The following is a 15,906-nucleotide window of genomic DNA, read 5'->3' on the forward strand; positions in this document are numbered from 1 at the left end:
TCGGGCGTCTTCTTCCTCATCGCCTTCGCGATCATGTCACTGCTGTGGGACGCCGGAGCCCGCCGAGCCATCGGCCTGCGCAGACCGTACGCCGGAGCGCTGAACCGGGATCTGACCGGCGTCGTGCTGGTGATGGGCCTGCTGCCCGCGGTCACCTACGTCGTCTCGTGGGCGGGCTGGTTCGCCTCCCCGCTGGGCTGGGGCCGCAACTGGGTCCAGGCGACCTCGCACGGGCCGGCCTTCTTCGTCTTCGACTCGCTGCGCTCCTGGCTGAGCTACCACTTCCAGGTGCTCGGCTTCCACACCGGCCTGGCGACCCCGCACAACTACGAATCCGACCCCTGGACCTGGCCGCTGCTGCTACGCCCCGTGGCGTTCCACTATCCGCCGGACAAGACCGGATGCGGCGCCGACAGCTGCGCCGAGGCGGTGCTCGGGGTGGGCACCCCGGTCATCTGGTACGGGGGCCTGGTCGCCCTCATCGCCATGATCGCCTGGTACGTCGCCACCCGCGACTGGCGGGCCGGAGCCGTGCTCGTCGGCTACGCCGCCGGCTGGCTCCCCTGGTTCTACTGGGCGGTCGCCGACGGCCGGACCATGTATCTCTTCTACATGATCCCGATGGTCCCCTTCATGATCCTCGCGCTCACCCTGGCCGCCGGGCTGATCATCGGAAAGGCGGACGCCGCGCCCAACCGCAGGGCGGTGGGGGCCGCGGTCGTCGGGGCCTTCACGCTCCTCGCGCTGATCAACTTCGGATGGCTCTACCCGGTGCTCAGCGCCGAGCTCATTTCGCACTCCCAGTGGTGGACGCGGATGCTGTTCCGGAGCTGGGTGTGACGGGATCAGGTGTGACGGGACCGGGCAACGCGGCGGGATCGGGGATGATCGTGACCGGGCCGCCCGTGCCGAGACCGCTCTCGGCCGGGTCGCCTGTGACACCGTTCGCGACACCGCCTGTGACACCGCCGCCCGTGGTGGCGTCGCCCAGGGCATCCGATGCGGCGCCGGATGTGACGCCGTCGGGGGTGACGCTGCCGGGGGCGACGGCGGCGGGTGCGGCGGTGACGGGTCCCGAGAACCCGTGGCGCAGCGAGATCGCCGCCGCCATGCACGCCAGCGGAACCGCGGGCAACAGGTAGCGGTAGTCGAACTCGGCCGTCGCCGCCGGTGCCAGGATGAGGCCGAGCGAGGCGAGCCACGGCAGCAGCACCGGCCCGCCCAGCTTCCGCCAGCGCACCGCCACCCCGACCAGTCCGACCAGGAGCAGCCCGCCGAGCACGATGCCCGGCAGCCGGACGACCCGCTGGTACGCCTGCAGGAAACCGGCCCACGGATCGGTGACATCGGTGCCGATCACGCGCAGCTTGCCCTGGATCTGCGCGGTCCGCAGGCCCGGATCGTACTTCTGCGCGTCGGTGTCGGTGCTGCCCCGGTACGACGACCAGGCGGGAAGGATCTTGTTCTCCGGCAGGAACTCGTACTGCCGGTAGGTGTTGAAGTCGGGGAAACGCGGCCGGCCCCAGTGGAAGGCGCGGAAGAAGTCACCGGCCACCAGGCTGAGATAGTCGAGCGGCTGGGACAGGATGGCCCGCTGGGCGAACGCGCCCGCGGTCTTGTTCGTCTCGGGAGTGAACGTGCTGCCCACCCCGAAGGCGTGGAAGCGCTGACCGTTCTGCGCCCACCAGAGGTATTTCTGGCCGGAGAAGCCGCGCTGGCCCGGCGGCGCGCTGATGCACAGCAGCGCCAGCTCCAGCTCCTCGCGAGGATCGACCTTCATTTTCCGGCAGTCGGCGAACAGCGCCGTCCGCATGTAGAGAATCGCGCCGTCGCTGTTGGTCATCGCGAAGTTGCCGTGCGCGGACGCGAACCAGGCCATGTATCCGGTCACGGGGAGCGCGCACGCGACCACCATGGCCGCGATCGTCTTCCAGGCCGTGCGCTTCACCATCAGGTAGATCACGACCAGCACGAGGATCGGCAGGCCGATCGACCGGGTGAGCGCGGTGAGGGCGAGCAGCAGCCCGACCACCGCACCGAGCCGCCAGGACATCCGCCGGTGCCAGAGCACCAGCGTGATCACACCCACGACGAGCAGCATGAACATCGCGTCGGACATGATCAGGTGTTCGAGCTGGATCTGGTACGCGTCGAACAGCACCGGCACCGCGGCGAGCGTCGCCCCCCAGCCGGGCAGCCCGAACCTCACCCGCAGCAGGGAGTAGATCAGCACCGCGACGCCCAGGCCCATCAGGTGCTGGACGAAGGCCACCAGCGCGAAACTCTGCAGCGGCCGCATCAACAGGAGCAGAAAGGAGTAACCGTTCGGCCTCAGGGCACTGGGACGGTCGGGGTTCACCGCCCCGGAGACATACTCGTAGGAGTCGTTGAACCACTGGGCAGGGCCGTACCCGAGCATGGTGACCACACGCAGCACGAACGCCAGCGCCAGGGCGGTCACGAAGACACGATGCCGATAGAGAAACGCCCATAGGCGAGCGACCCGGTCGGGCGGAGGCACGTCCGGGCTAGGGCGGTCGGCGACGGTCACCATGCACTACAGGATGCCAGTCGTTTCAGGGAGTTGACCCGGGCAGGGGACTGCAGAGGGCATCATGGTGAGATTGGCCTGTGCCGTGAGTGAAGGGTTGAGACGTGGAACTGACCGTGGTCATGCCTTGCTTGAACGAGGCGGAGACCGTGGAGACCTGCGTACGCAAGGCGCTCGCCTGCATGCGGGAGCACGGAATCGACGGGGAAGTCCTGATCGCCGACAACGGCAGCACGGACGGCTCACAGCAACTCGCCCGGGAGGCCGGGGCCCGCGTCGTGCACGTCGACGCGAAGGGGTACGGCAACGCGCTGATGGGGGGGATCCGCGCGGCGCGCGGTCGCTACGTCATCATGGGCGACGCCGACGACTCCTACGACTTCACCGCCCTGCTGCCGTTCGTCGAGCAGCTCCGTGACGGTGCCGACCTGGTGATGGGCAACCGCTTCAAGGGCGGTATCGCGCCGGGCGCCATGCCCCCGCTGCACCGCTACCTGGGCAACCCGGTGCTCTCCTTCATCGGCCGGCTGTTCTTCCCCAGCGCGATCGGCGACTTCCACTGCGGCCTGCGCGGCTTCCGGCGCGACTCCATCCTCAAGCTCGGCCTGCAGACCGGCGGCATGGAGTTCGCCAGCGAGATGGTGGTCCGCTCGACGCTTTCCGGGCTGGACGTGCGCGAGGTGCCCACCACGCTGTCGCCCGACGGCCGCTCCCGCCCGCCGCACCTGCGCTCCTGGCGCGACGGCTGGCGCCACCTGCGCTTCCTGCTGCTCTACAGCCCGCGCTGGCTGTTCTTCATCCCCGGCCTGGTCATGATGACGATCGGCCTGGTCGCGGGCGCCGCCCTCACCTTCGGCCCCGTCTACATCGGCAAGCTCGCCTTCGACGTCGACACCCTGGTCGGCGCCTCGGCCATGGTGGTGATCGGCTTCCAGGCGTCCCTGTTCGCCCTGTTCACCAAGGTGTACGCGGCGGAGGAGGGCTTCCTTCCCGAAGACAGGAGGGTGCGCAAGCTCGTCGACATCGTGAGCCTGGAGAAGGGCCTGATCGTCGGCGGCCTGCTCGCCCTGGGGGGTCTGGGCGGCCTGGTCGCCTCACTGGTCCACTGGCAGACGCGCAGCTTCGGCCCGCTGATCCCCTCGGAGTCGCTGCGCATCGTCGTGCCCTCGGCCACCGCGCTGATCGTGAGCTTCCAGACGATCTTCGCGTCGCTGTTCATCAGCATCCTGGGCATCCGCCGTACGAGGGAGACGCCCATCGACGTGGCCGCCTCCGCCGCCGAGGAGGCCGCCGAGGCCGTCAGCCGCGCCGCCGCGGGCGAACCGACCACCCCGGCCGAGGGTGCCACCCCGGTGTCGCCGCGGCTGCCCTGAGCCGAACCGGCCGACGCCTCCGCTGAGGGCCGGCCGCGCCGGTGCCGCCGTGGCCGTCCTGGACGCCACGGCGCCCCGGGAGAACGGCCGTCCCGCACGTCATGGCGGTTCGGGGGAGCGGCTGCCTCGAACGTCACGGCGATTCGGGAGAACGGCCGTCCCGGACGTCATGGCGGTTCGGGAGAGCGGCTGCCTTGAACGTCACGGCGGTTCGGGAGAGCGCGGGCTCCGCGGCGGCGGCGACTTCGGGAAAGCGGAGGCCTCCAAGAGGCATGACGGCACCAAGGACCGCGGCCGCGTCCCTTAGGCTTGCACCATGTCCCAGCACATCCTGACCGCGGTCGCCTGGCCCTATGCCAACGGCCCCCGCCACATCGGGCACGTCTCCGGATTCGGCGTGCCGTCCGACGTCTTCAGCCGCTACCAGCGGATGGCGGGCAACAAGGTCCTCATGGTGAGCGGGACCGACGAGCACGGCACCCCGATCCAGGTTCAGGCCGACAAGGAGGGCCTCACCGCCCGCGAGCTCGCCGACCGCTACAACAGGGTGATCGTCGAGGACCTCCAGGCGCTGGGGCTCTCCTACGACCTGTTCACCCGGACCACCACGGAAAACCACTACGCGGTCACCCAGCAGATCTTCAAGGGACTCCACGACAACGGCTATATCTTCCCCCAGACCACGATGGGCGCCATCTCGCCCTCCACCGGGCGCACCCTGCCCGACCGCTACATCGAGGGCACCTGCCCGATCTGCGGTTACGAGAGCGCCCGTGGCGACCAGTGCGACAACTGCGGCAACCAGCTCGACCCGATCCAGCTGATCAACCCGGTGAGCAAGGTCAACGGTGAGACGCCGGACTTCGTGGAGACCGAGCACTTCATGCTCGACCTTCCCGCGTTCGCCGAGGTCCTGGCGTCGTGGCTGCGCTCCAAGGAGGGCGACTGGCGGCCCAACGTGCTGAAGTTCGCCCTCAACATGCTCGGCGACATGCAGCCCCGCGCGATCAGCCGCGACCTCGACTGGGGCGTGCCGATCCCGCTGGAGGGGTGGAGCGACCAGACCAACAAGCGGCTCTACGTCTGGTTCGACGCGGTGATCGGCTATCTCAGCGCGTCCATCGAGTGGGCCCGCCGCTCCGGCGACCCCGACGCCTGGCGCCGGTGGTGGCAGGACCCCGAGGCCCTGAGTTACTACTTCATGGGCAAGGACAACATCGTCTTCCACGCGGAGATCTGGCCGGCGATGCTGCTCGGCTACAACGGCCGGGGTGCCCGCGACGGCGAGCCGGGCGCGCTCGGCGCGCTGAACCTCCCCTCCGAGGTCGTCTCCAGCGAGTTCCTCACGATGGAGGGGCGCAAGTTCTCCTCCTCCCGTCAGGTGGTCATCTACGTTCGCGACTTCCTGGAGCGCTACGACGCCGACGCGCTGCGCTACTACATCGCCGTGGCGGGCCCGGAGAACCAGGACACCGACTTCACCTGGTCGGAGTTCCTCAACCGCAACAACGGCGAGCTGGTGGCGGCCTGGGGCAACCTGGTGAACCGCTCGATCTCGATGGCCGCCAAGAACTTCGGGGTCATCCCCGAGGCGGGCGATCTCACCGACGCCGACCGCGCCATGCTGGAGCGCAGCCGCGAGGCCTTCCCGAAGGTCGCCGTCGAGTTCCAGCACTGCCGCTTCAAGAACGCGACGAACGAGGCGTTCGAGGTCATCCGCGAGGCCAACCGATACCTGGCCGAACAGGAGCCCTGGAAGATCAAGGACAACCCCGAGCGGGTGAAGACCATCCTGCACGTCGCCCTGCAGGTCGTGGACGACGCCAAGACGCTGCTCACCCCGGTCCTGCCCAACTCCTCCAACAAGATCTACGCGATGCTCGGCGGCACCGGGGTCTGGTCGGGAATGCCGGAGATCCACGAGGTCACCGACGACGACGGCCGGACCTACCCGATCATCACCGGCTCCTACGAGGGCGCCGCGCGCTGGGAGTCGTCCCCGATCCGGGTGGGCTCCCCGCTCGCCCCGCCGACCCCGCTCTTCGTCAAGCTCGACCCGAAGATCGTCGAAGAGGAGCTGGCCCGCCTGGGCGAGTAGGACGGGTCTCGCGGTTCCTGGGAAACGTGTGGTTCGCCGGACGTCCCGCGGCTTGTCGGGACGTTCTGTGACCCCTGTGAAGCGTGTGACCCTCAGGACGTCCGGCGATCGGTTGTGAAGCGCGTGGTTCGCCGGACGTCCACGGCCCGCGCCCGGTTCCGGGCGCGGGCCGTCGCCTCGGGGTGGACGAGGGCCGTACGGTACGGGCAGCGGCGGCCCCTGCCGGTGCGAGGCCGCCTCCGGGGGGACGAGGGCCGTACGGGCCGCTCGGTGGGCGCGGGCCGTGCCCGCTTCTCGGTAGGTTGGACGCCGTGAGCACGCCGAGCCTTCCCGCCGCGCCCAAGCCCCTGCCAGCAGAGGTGTTCGACAGCCACTGCCACCTGGACATCATGGTGGGCAACCGCCAGGCGTCCTCCGGTGACCCGGTGGCCCAGGCCGCGCAGGCGGCTCGGGCGAGCGTCGAGGGCATCCTCGACGAGGCCCGCGCCGTCGGCGTGACGCGGCTCGTCACCATCGGCTACGACCTGCCGTCCTCGCGCTGGAACGCCGAGACGGCCGCCCTCCACGCGGACGTCTACGCCGGGGTGGCCATCCACCCCAACGAGGCGCACGCCTCGACGCCGGAGACCCTCGCCGAGATCGAGCGGCTGGCCCGCCTGCCGCACGTCAGGGCGGTGGGGGAGACCGGGCTCGACTACTACCGAGACTGGGCGTCAAAGGAGGACCAGCACGCCAGCTTCCGCGCGCACATCGAGATCGCCAAGCGGACCGGCAAGGCCCTGGTGATCCACGATCGCGAGGCCCACGACGACGTGCTGCGGGTGCTGGCCGAGGAGGGCGCTCCCGAGGTCGTGGTGTTCCACAGCTTCTCCGGTGACGCCGGGATGGCGAAGCAGTGCGTCGATGCCGGATATTTCATGTCTTTTTCCGGTCCGGTGACCTACAAGAACGCGGCCTACCTCCGTGAGGCCGCGCGGGTCGCACCGCGAGAGCTGATCCTCGTCGAGACCGACGCGCCCTATCTGCCGCCCACCCCTCACCGGGGCAAACCCAACGCTCCCTACCTCATACCGCTCACGCTGCGCTGCCTCGCCGAGGTGAAGGGGGCCGACCTCGCCGAGCTGGCCACCGCCGTCAGCGCCAACGGGGAGACCGTCTTCGGCTCCTGGTGACCAAGGCTCGGACCCCGCCGACAGCGGGTCCGGAACCTGCCCTTTCCCGGCCCGGGGCTTGTGCTCTTCCTCGCGGGTCCGGAACCCGTCCGTTCCCAGCTGAGGGCGGGTCCGGGACCCGTCCGCACCGGGTCCTCACGGGCCCCGAGCCCGTTCCTCCCGGCCGCCGGAGCCGGGCCCGAGCTTCCGGCTCGCGGGGTGTCCGAGCCGGGAGTCTCAGCCCACGGAGGCGCCGAAGTCGACGGAGGCGGCACCTTCGAGGGCCGGAATCCCGCCGGTGCCCGGCGAGAGCGGGACTCCCTCGGTGTCGTTGCGGCCCAGCAGGACGACCGCTCCCGCGCCTCCCCTGTCGGGCGCTCCCGCGACCAGCCTGTTTCCGCTGAACCCGACCGACCAGCCGAAGTGGTCACCCGCCCCGTTCTGGGTGATCAGCCTGCCTGGCCCCTGTTCGCCCATCGTGATCAGACGCACGCCGCCCTGGCCGTCGGCGTCGAAGGGTACGCCGACCGCGAGCCTGACCTCCCCTCCGCCTCCCTCGCCGGTGAACGCGAGCGAGAATCCGTAGCCCTCGCCCGGAGCCCCTTCCGAACCCTGGTGAAGGGTGGCGAGAGGGGTGATCGCCTGGGTGCCCGATGACTGGAACAGCTGGACGAGGCCGGAGTTCTTCACCGCCCCGCCGTCGCCGAGCGGTGCGCTCACGGCGAGGTAGCCGACGTCGTCCCGCTCGGCGTAGGCCATCGCGTAGCCGAACCGGTCGCCCGTCTCGGACCTGGCCACCTCACGAAGGTCCCACTTCCTGCTCCCGTACTCGTCCTTGGGCTCCCGCACGTCGTAGATCACCGTGATCGACCCCGAGTCGCGTTTACCCGCGTCGACCTGGCGGCCCGCCCCGTCGTCGTTCTCGTACGGCACCCCGACCGCGAGATCCGGCTCGTCCAGGGCGCCGCCGAGCCTGCCGATCGCGAGTGACCAGCCGAACATGTCGCCGACCTCGCCGTTGCCCGTCACGCCCTCGGTCTCCTGGGAGATCCGCCGGCCCGTACCGAGCGTCGCGGTGTCGAAGAGGTAGACCGCGCCGGAGTCGGCCGTACCGTCGGCGTCCTCGTGCGGGGCCCCGACCGCCACCATCGTCCCGCCGGAGGTGAGGGACCAGCCGAAGTGGGCGTCGGCCTCGGGCTTGGGAGCGACCAGGCGGACCGTCCTGCCCCCTGGGCCGCCGTACACCACGTAGACCGCGCCCGCGTCCTCGACGCCCGCCACGTCCGCGTACGGGGCGCCGACGAGCAGGTCCGCGCAGCCGTCACCGTCGATCTTGGCCAGCCGCACCGACCACCCGAAGCCGTCTCCGGCCTTCGTCTCGGGGACGGTCACGACCTTCCCGCTCTCTCCCCGGCCGAAGAGCACGTGGGCGGCCCCCGCCCCGGCCAGCCCGCCGGGGTTGGCGAACGGATCGCCGACCGCCACGTCCTCCAGGCCGTCGCCGTTGAAGTCGCTCACGCCCGCTCCGGCGCAGTCGGCGGGCGAGGCGGCGGCGGATCCGGTCGCGAGGATCCCGCCGGGCGCGGTGAGCGCCTCGGCGGCCCCGGTGGAGGCGAGCGCGATCGCGGCCGTCGCCGCGAAGGGGAGCAGCAGTCTCACGACAACCTCACCTCGATGTTCCTGCCTCCCTTGATCACCACACCGGTCAGCTTCGCGGGCTTGCGGGCCGGTGGCAGGTCGAAGACGAGGACGCCGTCCACTTTCGCCCCGGGGGCCAGGGCGGCGGGCACGGCCGTCGACGTCTCCTCGGAGGTGTGCGTCGCGCCGCGATCGTCGACCAGCGTGACCGGGGTGCCGTCGAGCTGCACAGACTCCCCACCGGTGTTGATCAGTGTGAACGGGATCGTGCAGAACCGGCCGCGCGCCGGGGTGGCGCCCCGGTACGAGGTGAGCCCGCAGGTCGGGGTCCGCGGGATGATCAGCTGCGGGTCCTCGATGAGGGAGCCGGTCGTGATCATGCGGCCCACGTCGGTGTCGCCGGTGCCTGCGAGGTCACCGGTCTCGCCGGTGGCGCCCTGCGACGCCTGCCCCGCGCCGTTGGTCGCGTTTCCCCCACCGGTGTTCAGCAGGACGACGACCGTGACGGCGAGCGCCGCGAGCACGGCCAGTCCGGCGAACAACCAGCGCCGCCGGGGGGCCGCCCGCCCGGTGTCCGGCTCGCCCGATTCCGGTGGGGGCTGGAAGCCGGTGGAGGGCGACGGCGGCGACGAGGGCAGGGCGACGGCGGGTGCCTGCCCCGGCGTCCGGTCCGGTGCGGCGCCCGGTTCCGGCCCGGACGGCCGGGCCTGAAGCGGGCTGGTGAACGGGGGCGACGGCGATGTCGTGGACTCGGTCCGCATGGGGTACGGGAGCGGATTCGACTCCGGTGCCGTCCGGGAGTCCGGTGACGCGGTCGCCGCCGTGCGGGGCGCCGGTGTCGTCCGGGACCCGGGGTCCAGTGGTGTCGTGGACGGACCGGCCGCGGTGAACGGACCGGACGCCGAGGCTCCCGGTCCCTCCGGGGGCGCCGAGGGGAAAGCCGCGCCGGGGGCGGACGGGGTCGATCCCGGGAACGGGTCCGCGGGACGCCGGGCGGGAATCGGGCCGGGGATGGGAGTCGGTGCCGTCGCCGGGTCGGCGAACCCCGTCCCCAGGTTCAGCGCGCTGAGGGTCTGGGTGGAGTCGGGTTCCACGTTGGAAGGCGGCTCCCACGACTCGTTCAGCAGGTCGGTCGCGATCAGCGTGGGCGGGTCGGCCCGCACGGGCGCGGGAGCGGACGGTGCCGCGATCCCGCCGCCGACCAGGGCGATCAGCAGGTCCTGGGCGCTGGGCCGCTGGTAGGGGTCCATCTCGGTCGCGCGGCGGACCAGGTCGTTCAGCGGGGCGGGAAGCGCGCCCAGGTCGGGTGGGGTGGTGAGCAGCCGGGTCGCCATGGTCATCATGTCGCCCCGCCCGTAGGGGTGGCGGCCGTTGCCCGCGTACGCGACCATGCAGCCCCAGGCGAAGACGTCGGCGGCCGGGGTGATCTCCAGTCCGCGCACCTGCTCGGGGGCCCACCAGCCGGGGCTGCCGAGCACCTCGCCCGAGCGGGTGAAGCTGTGCGTGGAGTCGAGGGCTCTGGCGATGCCGAAGTCGATCACGCGGGGTCCCGACATGGACAGGATCACGTTGGCGGGCTTGAGGTCCCGGTGTACCAGACCGGCGACGTGGATCGCGGCCAGAGCGGCCGCCACCCCCAGGGCCACGCCGTGCAGGGTTCCCTGCTCCAGGGCGCCGTGCTCGATGATCTGGCGGGACAGCGGCGTGCCCGCGATGTACTCGGTGACCATGTAGGGGCGGCCGTCGTCGTCGTTGCCGTTGTCCAGCACCTGCGCGGTGCAGAACGAGGCCACCCTGCGGGCGTTCTCGACCTCCGTGTGAAACCTCGCCGCGAAGCCGTCCTCGATCGCGAACTCCGCCTTCACCACCTTGAGCGCGACCGGCCGTCCCGTCGGTGCCAGCGCCAGATACACGGTTCCCATCCCGCCCTCGCCGAGACGTCCGAGCAGGCGGTAACTCCCGATCCGCTCGGGGTCGGCGGGGCGCAGCCCTTCGACACCGGGCTGGTTCACGTCCTCTTCACCGGGCAGGTTCCCTCTCTCACCGTCGGGCCCCCGTACGGCAACGTTATCCACAACGGAACCTCTCGCGCTTCATCGAACGTCCTCGCATCGCCTTCTGTGCGGGAAACTGGTCGGATGGCATGGGAGAACAACCTTGAGTAATCGCGGCGAACGAGCCAAAGACCCCAGCGGGCCGATGGGTGCCGGCCGTGAGCGGGCGTACGGGGAACCAGCATGAACCTTCTCGGCCCAGCGGAAATACGTATTTTGGCGAACAAGCTCAATATTCGTCCCACGAAGAAGCTCGGCCAGAACTTCGTGATCGACGGGGGCACGGTCCGCAAGATCGTGCGGGTGGCCGGGCTTGAGCCGGACGACGTCGTCATCGAGGTCGGTCCGGGGCTGGGATCGCTCACGCTCGCGCTGCTTCCCGAGGTCCGCCGCGTGATCGCCGTGGAGATCGACCCCGTCCTCGCGGCTCAGCTGCCGCTCACCGTCGCCGAGCACACCCCCGAGCTCGCCGACCGCCTCACCGTGGTGCTCGCCGACGCCATGCGCGTCCTGCCCGCGGACCTTCCCGCGGAGAGGCCGACCGCGCTGGTGGCGAACCTCCCCTACAACGTGTCCGTGCCGGTGGTGCTGCACCTGCTGGAGACGCAGCCGTCGCTGAGCAAGGTCCTGATCATGGTGCAGGCCGAGGTCGCCGACCGGCTCGCCGCCGCCCCCGGTTCCAAGGTGTACGGCATCCCCTCGGTCAAGGCCGCCTGGTACGCCGACGTCCGCCGGGCGGGTCCCGTCGGCCGCACGGTCTTCTGGCCGGTCCCCAACGTCGACTCCGGCCTGGTCGCGATGGTCAGGCGGGAGCCGCCCACGACCGTGGCGACCCGCGAGGAGGTCTTCGCGGTGGTGGACGCCGCCTTCGCCCAGCGCCGCAAGACCCTGCGCGCCGCCCTCGCCTCGTGGGCGGGTACGGCCTCCGCCGCCGAGCGGGCGCTGCGGGCCGCGGGGATCGACCCCTCGGAACGCGGCGAGCAGCTCACCGTCGAGGACTTCGCGCGGATCGCCGAGCACCGTACGAAGGAAAGCGGACAGGAAGGCGGGGTGGAGAGCGGTGCGTGACGTGATTCGCCGGTCCGTTCGTGTGCACCGCGCAGGGAGCCCGTTACCATCTGACGTCGTGACCAGTGAGCGAGCTCTTGAGGGGGGCACATGGACTCCGTGACCGTCCGCGTGCCCGCGAAGGTCAACCTGCAGCTCGCCGTGGGGCCGCTGCGGGATGACGGCTACCACGACCTCGTCAACGTCTTCCACGCCGTCTCGATCTTCGACGAGGTCACGGCCACCGCGAAGGTGGGGATGAGCGTCCGGGTGGAGGGCGAGTCCGCCGACCAGGTGCCCGAGGACGGCGAGAACCTCGCGATCAAGGCCGCCCTCGCGCTGGCCGGGCACGCGGGCCGCTCGTACGGCGTGAACCTGCTCATCCGCAAGTCGATCCCGGTGGCGGGCGGCATGGCGGGCGGCAGCGCCGACGCAGCGGCGGCCCTGGTCGCCTGCAACGAGCTGTGGGGCCTCGGCCTGCCGCTCGAGGATCTGATGGAGATCGCCGCCGACATCGGCAGCGACGTCCCGTTCGCGCTGCTCGGCGGTACGGCCGTCGGCACCGGCAGGGGCGAGCGGCTCACCCCGCTGAAGGTCGAGGGCGACTTCCACTGGGTGTTCGCGCTCGCCGACGGCGGCCTGTCCACGGCCACGGTCTACGCCGAGTGCGACCGCCTCCGCGAGGCGACCGGCGAGCGGGTCGCCTGGCCCCGGGCCGCAGAGCCGCTGCTCGCCGCGCTCCGTGAGGGGGACGCGGAGACCCTCGGCGCGGAGCTCCGCAACGACCTGCAGCCCGCCGCCGTGATGCTGCGCGGATCCCTGGCCCGCACCCTGGAGGCCGGCCGCGAGCACGGCGCCCTCGGCTCGCTGGTCTCCGGTTCGGGGCCCACCTGCGCCTTCCTGGCCCGTTCCGAGTCCCACGCGGGTGAGCTGGCCGCCTCCCTGAAGGACGCCGGGGTGGCGCGCGACGTCATCACCGCCCACGGCCCCGTCCCGGGCCCCGTGATCGTGTAACCGCCCCCGGTCACCGAGGCGGCGTGACCGTCGAGGAAGGCGGCGCGACAGCCGAGGGCAGCCGAGGGCAGCCGAGGGCAGCCGAGGGCAGGGTCCGCCTCTCGGCGACGGTCGCGCGGGCGGGAGCCGTCTGACGCCGACGACGCCGCCGTCACCGTGGCCTACGCGACGGCCGTGCGGGCGGGAGCCGTTTTCCCCGCGGGGGTCGCGCCGGCTGGGAGCGGATACGCTTGTCTGGCGATGAATCTGGTCAATCTTGAGTCGGTCTCCCACTCCTACGGTCCCAAGCCCCTGCTCAGCGACGTCTCCCTCGGCATCGAGGTGGGCGACCGCATCGGCGTGGTCGGCCGCAACGGTGGCGGCAAGACCACCCTCATCTCGGTGATAGCCGGCGATCTCAAGCCGAACAGCGGACGGGTCACCCACAACCGAGGGCTCCAGGTGGGGTCGCTGTCGCAGGGCGACGACCTCGACCCGGCGCGCTCGGTGAGCGAGATCGTCCTGGGCGACAGGTCCGAGCACGAGTGGGCGGGTGACGCGGGCATCCGCGAGATCCTCGCCAATCTGCTCGGCGACATCGACCTGACGGCGCCCGCGGGCAGCCTGTCGGGCGGTGAGCGGCGCCGTACGGCCCTGGCCAAGCTGCTCATCGACGAGCACGACCTGATCATCCTGGACGAGCCCACCAACCACCTCGACATCGAGGCGATCGACTGGCTCGCCAGGCACCTGGCGGGCCGCAGGACCGCGCTGGTGGTGGTGACCCACGACCGGTGGTTCCTGGACGCGGTCTCCACCAGGACGTGGGAGGTCGTGGACGGCGCGGTCGAACGCTACGAGGGCGGTTACGCCGCGTACGTGCTGGCCAAGGCCGAGCGCGCCCGGATCGCCGCCTCCGCCGAGGCCCGTCGCCAGAACCTGATGCGCAAGGAGATCGCCTGGCTCCGCCGGGGCCCGCCCGCGCGCACCTCAAAGCCCAAGTTCCGCATCGACGCCGCCCAGGCGCTGATCGCCGACGAGCCTCCCGCCAGGGAGAGCGTCGAGCTGGTCAAGTTCGCCGCCGCCCGGCTGGGCCGTACGGTCTACGACCTTGAGGACGTCACCCTGCACGCCGGAGGCCCCGGCCAGGGCCCGATGGTCCTCGACCACACGACCTGGCAGTTCGGTCCCGGCGACCGGATCGGTCTGATCGGCGTGAACGGGTCGGGCAAGTCGTCGCTGCTCCGCCTGCTCGCCGGCACCGTGCACCCCGACTCGGGCAGGCTCGTACGCGGCAAGACGGTCCGCCTGGCGCACCTGTCGCAGGAGCTGGGCGAGCTCGACCCCGCGCGCAGGGTGCTGGAGACCGTCGAGGAGGTCCGCAAGTTCATCCAGGTCGGTAAGAAGGAGTGGACCGCCTCCCAGTTGCTTGAGCGCCTCGGCTTCAAGGGCGACGCGCAGTGGAAGGTCGTCGGCGACCTGTCCGGTGGCGAGCGCCGCCGCCTGCAGCTGCTCCGCCTCCTCATGGACGACCCCAACGTGCTGCTGCTGGACGAGCCGACCAACGACCTCGACATCGAGACGCTCAACGAGCTGGAGGACCTGCTCGACGGCTGGCCGGGCACGCTGATCCTGGTCAGCCACGACCGCTACTTCCTGGAGCGGGTCACCGACAGGACCGTCGCCCTGCTCGGCGACCACAAGCTCTCGATGCTCCCCGGCGGCGTGGACGAATACCTGGCCCGCCGGGCCTCGGGGGCGGCCCTGTCCGCGCGAGCGGCCTCCGGCGCGGTGTCGGGTACGGCCTCGGCGACCTCGTCCACCGGCGCGAAGGAGACGGCTCCCGGCCTGTCGGCGAAGGACGAGCGCGACCTCCGCAAGGAGCTCTCCAGGATGGAGCGCCAGCTCGACAAGCTGAGTGGCCGCGAGGCGAAGCTGCACGCGTCCATGGCCGACGCCGCCGCCGACTACGAGCGGCTCGCCTCGCTCGACGCGCAGCTGAAGGAGATCCTCGCGGAGAAGGAGTCGATCGAGGGCGAGTGGCTGGAGCTCGCCGACCGCCTGGGCGATTAGGCGCGCTCCTCGCCACGGGGTGGGGCGGATCGCCTGATCAGGCATGTCGCCGCTCCGACGGGGCGGGGCGGTCGTGTCCTCGGCGGGGCCGGCCGCCCGGGTGATCGGGCGTGGTTCCGGATCCGATGAGACGGGGGCTCGGCTGTCCGGATGGTCGGGCGTGGGTCTCTGGATCCGTCCAGGAATGCGGAAGGCCCAGGTTTGGATCTTCACCGGAGGGCATGAACTGTCAACGCACTCCGGTGTCGGTGGTGTCGAAGGGGATGAGTAGCGTGCGCAGCAGGTCCGCGAGGGCCTGCTGTTCGCGTTTTCCCAGGCTCGACAGGAGATCGCGCTCGCGGCGCAGCAGGTCGGCGAAGGCTCCGTCCACCCGCGTCCGTCCGGCGTCGGTCAGGGAGACCAGGACGCCGCGCCGGTCCTCGGGGTCGGGGCGCCGCTTGACCAGCCCGGCCGCGGCCAGGCGGTCGATCCGGTTGGTCATCGTCCCCGACGTCACCAGCGTCGCGCGGAGCAGGGCTCCCGGACTCATCTCGTACGGCTCCCCGGCCCGGCGCAGGGCGGTGAGCACGTCGAACTCCCAGGTCTCCAGGTCGTGCTCCGCGAAGGAGGCCCGGCGGGCGCGGTCGAGGTGGCGGGCGAGCCGGGAGACCCGGCTGAGCACCTGGAGCGGTTCCACGTCGAGGTCGGGGCGTTCCTGGCGCCAGGCGGCGACCAGCAGGTCGACCTCGTCCTTCTCGGGATCCTGACCGAGGTCTCGGTCAAGGTTTCGGCCGGAGTCCGGGGTGGGATCCTGGCCGAGGTCCTTGTAGGGATCCCGGGCGAGGTTCCTGTCGGGGTCCTGGTCGGGATCCCCGGCGGCCGCGTCGGCCGCGACGGTCTTGTCCTTCGCGGCGGAGGGACGCCCGGAGCCGTGGTCCGAGTGGTGCTG

At 71.2% G+C, this 15,906-nt stretch carries 10 protein-coding genes and 1 pseudogene; 7 read left to right on the top strand and 4 right to left on the bottom strand.

Annotated elements, in window-relative coordinates; translation table 11 throughout:
- A pseudogene (locus AB0B96_RS14400) lies at positions 1 to 840 on the top strand (phospholipid carrier-dependent glycosyltransferase); the annotation flags it as partial.
- On the opposite strand, the gene AB0B96_RS14405 reads toward AB0B96_RS14400, so the two are convergent.
- A complete protein-coding gene (locus tag AB0B96_RS14405; protein WP_362898779.1) occupies positions 788 to 2,461 on the bottom strand; it encodes a hypothetical protein in 1,674 nt (557 codons plus the stop codon). The pseudogene AB0B96_RS14400 and the gene AB0B96_RS14405 overlap by 53 nt on opposite strands.
- 194 nt (positions 2,462 to 2,655) lie before the next feature.
- Here AB0B96_RS14405 and AB0B96_RS14410 point away from each other — a divergent pair, with 194 nt between their 5' ends.
- The 3 genes from AB0B96_RS14410 (at position 2,656) to AB0B96_RS14420 (ending at position 7,194) form a co-directional block, all read left to right on the top strand.
- Positions 2,656 to 3,924, top strand: coding sequence for a glycosyltransferase (locus AB0B96_RS14410; protein WP_350950205.1), 1,269 nt, complete (start codon positions 2,656 to 2,658; stop codon positions 3,922 to 3,924).
- 316 nt (positions 3,925 to 4,240) lie between these two features.
- Positions 4,241 to 6,022, top strand: coding sequence for a methionine--tRNA ligase (gene metG, locus AB0B96_RS14415; RefSeq protein WP_350950206.1), 1,782 nt, complete (start codon positions 4,241 to 4,243; stop codon positions 6,020 to 6,022).
- A gap of 311 nt (positions 6,023 to 6,333) precedes the next feature.
- On the top strand, positions 6,334 to 7,194 hold the full coding sequence (locus AB0B96_RS14420) for a TatD family hydrolase (RefSeq protein WP_362898782.1): 861 nt from the start codon (positions 6,334 to 6,336) through the stop codon (positions 7,192 to 7,194).
- Positions 7,195 to 7,410: 216 nt separating this feature from the next.
- On the opposite strand, the gene AB0B96_RS14425 is transcribed toward AB0B96_RS14420, so the two are convergent.
- Both AB0B96_RS14425 and AB0B96_RS14430 read right to left on the bottom strand, forming a co-directional pair.
- Entirely contained in the window at positions 7,411 to 8,832 is a 1,422-nt protein-coding gene (locus tag AB0B96_RS14425) for an FG-GAP-like repeat-containing protein (protein WP_362898784.1), read from the bottom strand.
- Positions 8,829 to 10,823, bottom strand: coding sequence for a protein kinase (locus AB0B96_RS14430; RefSeq protein ID WP_362898786.1), 1,995 nt, complete (start codon positions 10,821 to 10,823; stop codon positions 8,829 to 8,831). The genes AB0B96_RS14425 and AB0B96_RS14430 overlap by 4 nt, the downstream gene beginning before the upstream one ends.
- Before the next feature lie 225 nt (positions 10,824 to 11,048).
- Here AB0B96_RS14430 and rsmA point away from each other — a divergent pair, with 225 nt between their 5' ends.
- The 3 genes from rsmA (at position 11,049) to AB0B96_RS14445 (ending at position 14,978) form a co-directional block, all read left to right on the top strand.
- On the top strand, positions 11,049 to 11,933 hold the full coding sequence (rsmA, locus tag AB0B96_RS14435) for a 16S rRNA (adenine(1518)-N(6)/adenine(1519)-N(6))-dimethyltransferase RsmA (protein ID WP_362898788.1): 885 nt from the start codon (positions 11,049 to 11,051) through the stop codon (positions 11,931 to 11,933).
- Positions 11,934 to 12,023: 90 nt separating this feature from the next.
- A complete protein-coding gene (locus AB0B96_RS14440; RefSeq protein WP_362898790.1) occupies positions 12,024 to 12,926 on the top strand; it encodes a 4-(cytidine 5'-diphospho)-2-C-methyl-D-erythritol kinase in 903 nt (300 codons plus the stop codon).
- Between the two features lie 240 nt (positions 12,927 to 13,166).
- The gene (locus AB0B96_RS14445) at positions 13,167 to 14,978 is read left to right on the top strand and encodes an ABC-F family ATP-binding cassette domain-containing protein (protein WP_362898792.1); all 1,812 of its coding nucleotides are present in this window, start codon (positions 13,167 to 13,169) and stop codon (positions 14,976 to 14,978) included.
- A 229-nt stretch (positions 14,979 to 15,207) separates the two neighbouring features.
- Here AB0B96_RS14445 and AB0B96_RS14450 read toward each other — a convergent pair whose 3' ends face one another.
- Entirely contained in the window at positions 15,208 to 15,696 is a 489-nt protein-coding gene (locus AB0B96_RS14450) for a MarR family transcriptional regulator (protein ID WP_362899192.1), read from the bottom strand.
- Positions 15,697 to 15,906: the final 210 nt, after the last annotated feature.

The organism is Streptosporangium sp. NPDC049046, assembly GCF_040649155.1.
Lineage (GTDB): Bacteria > Actinomycetota > Actinomycetes > Streptosporangiales > Streptosporangiaceae > Streptosporangium.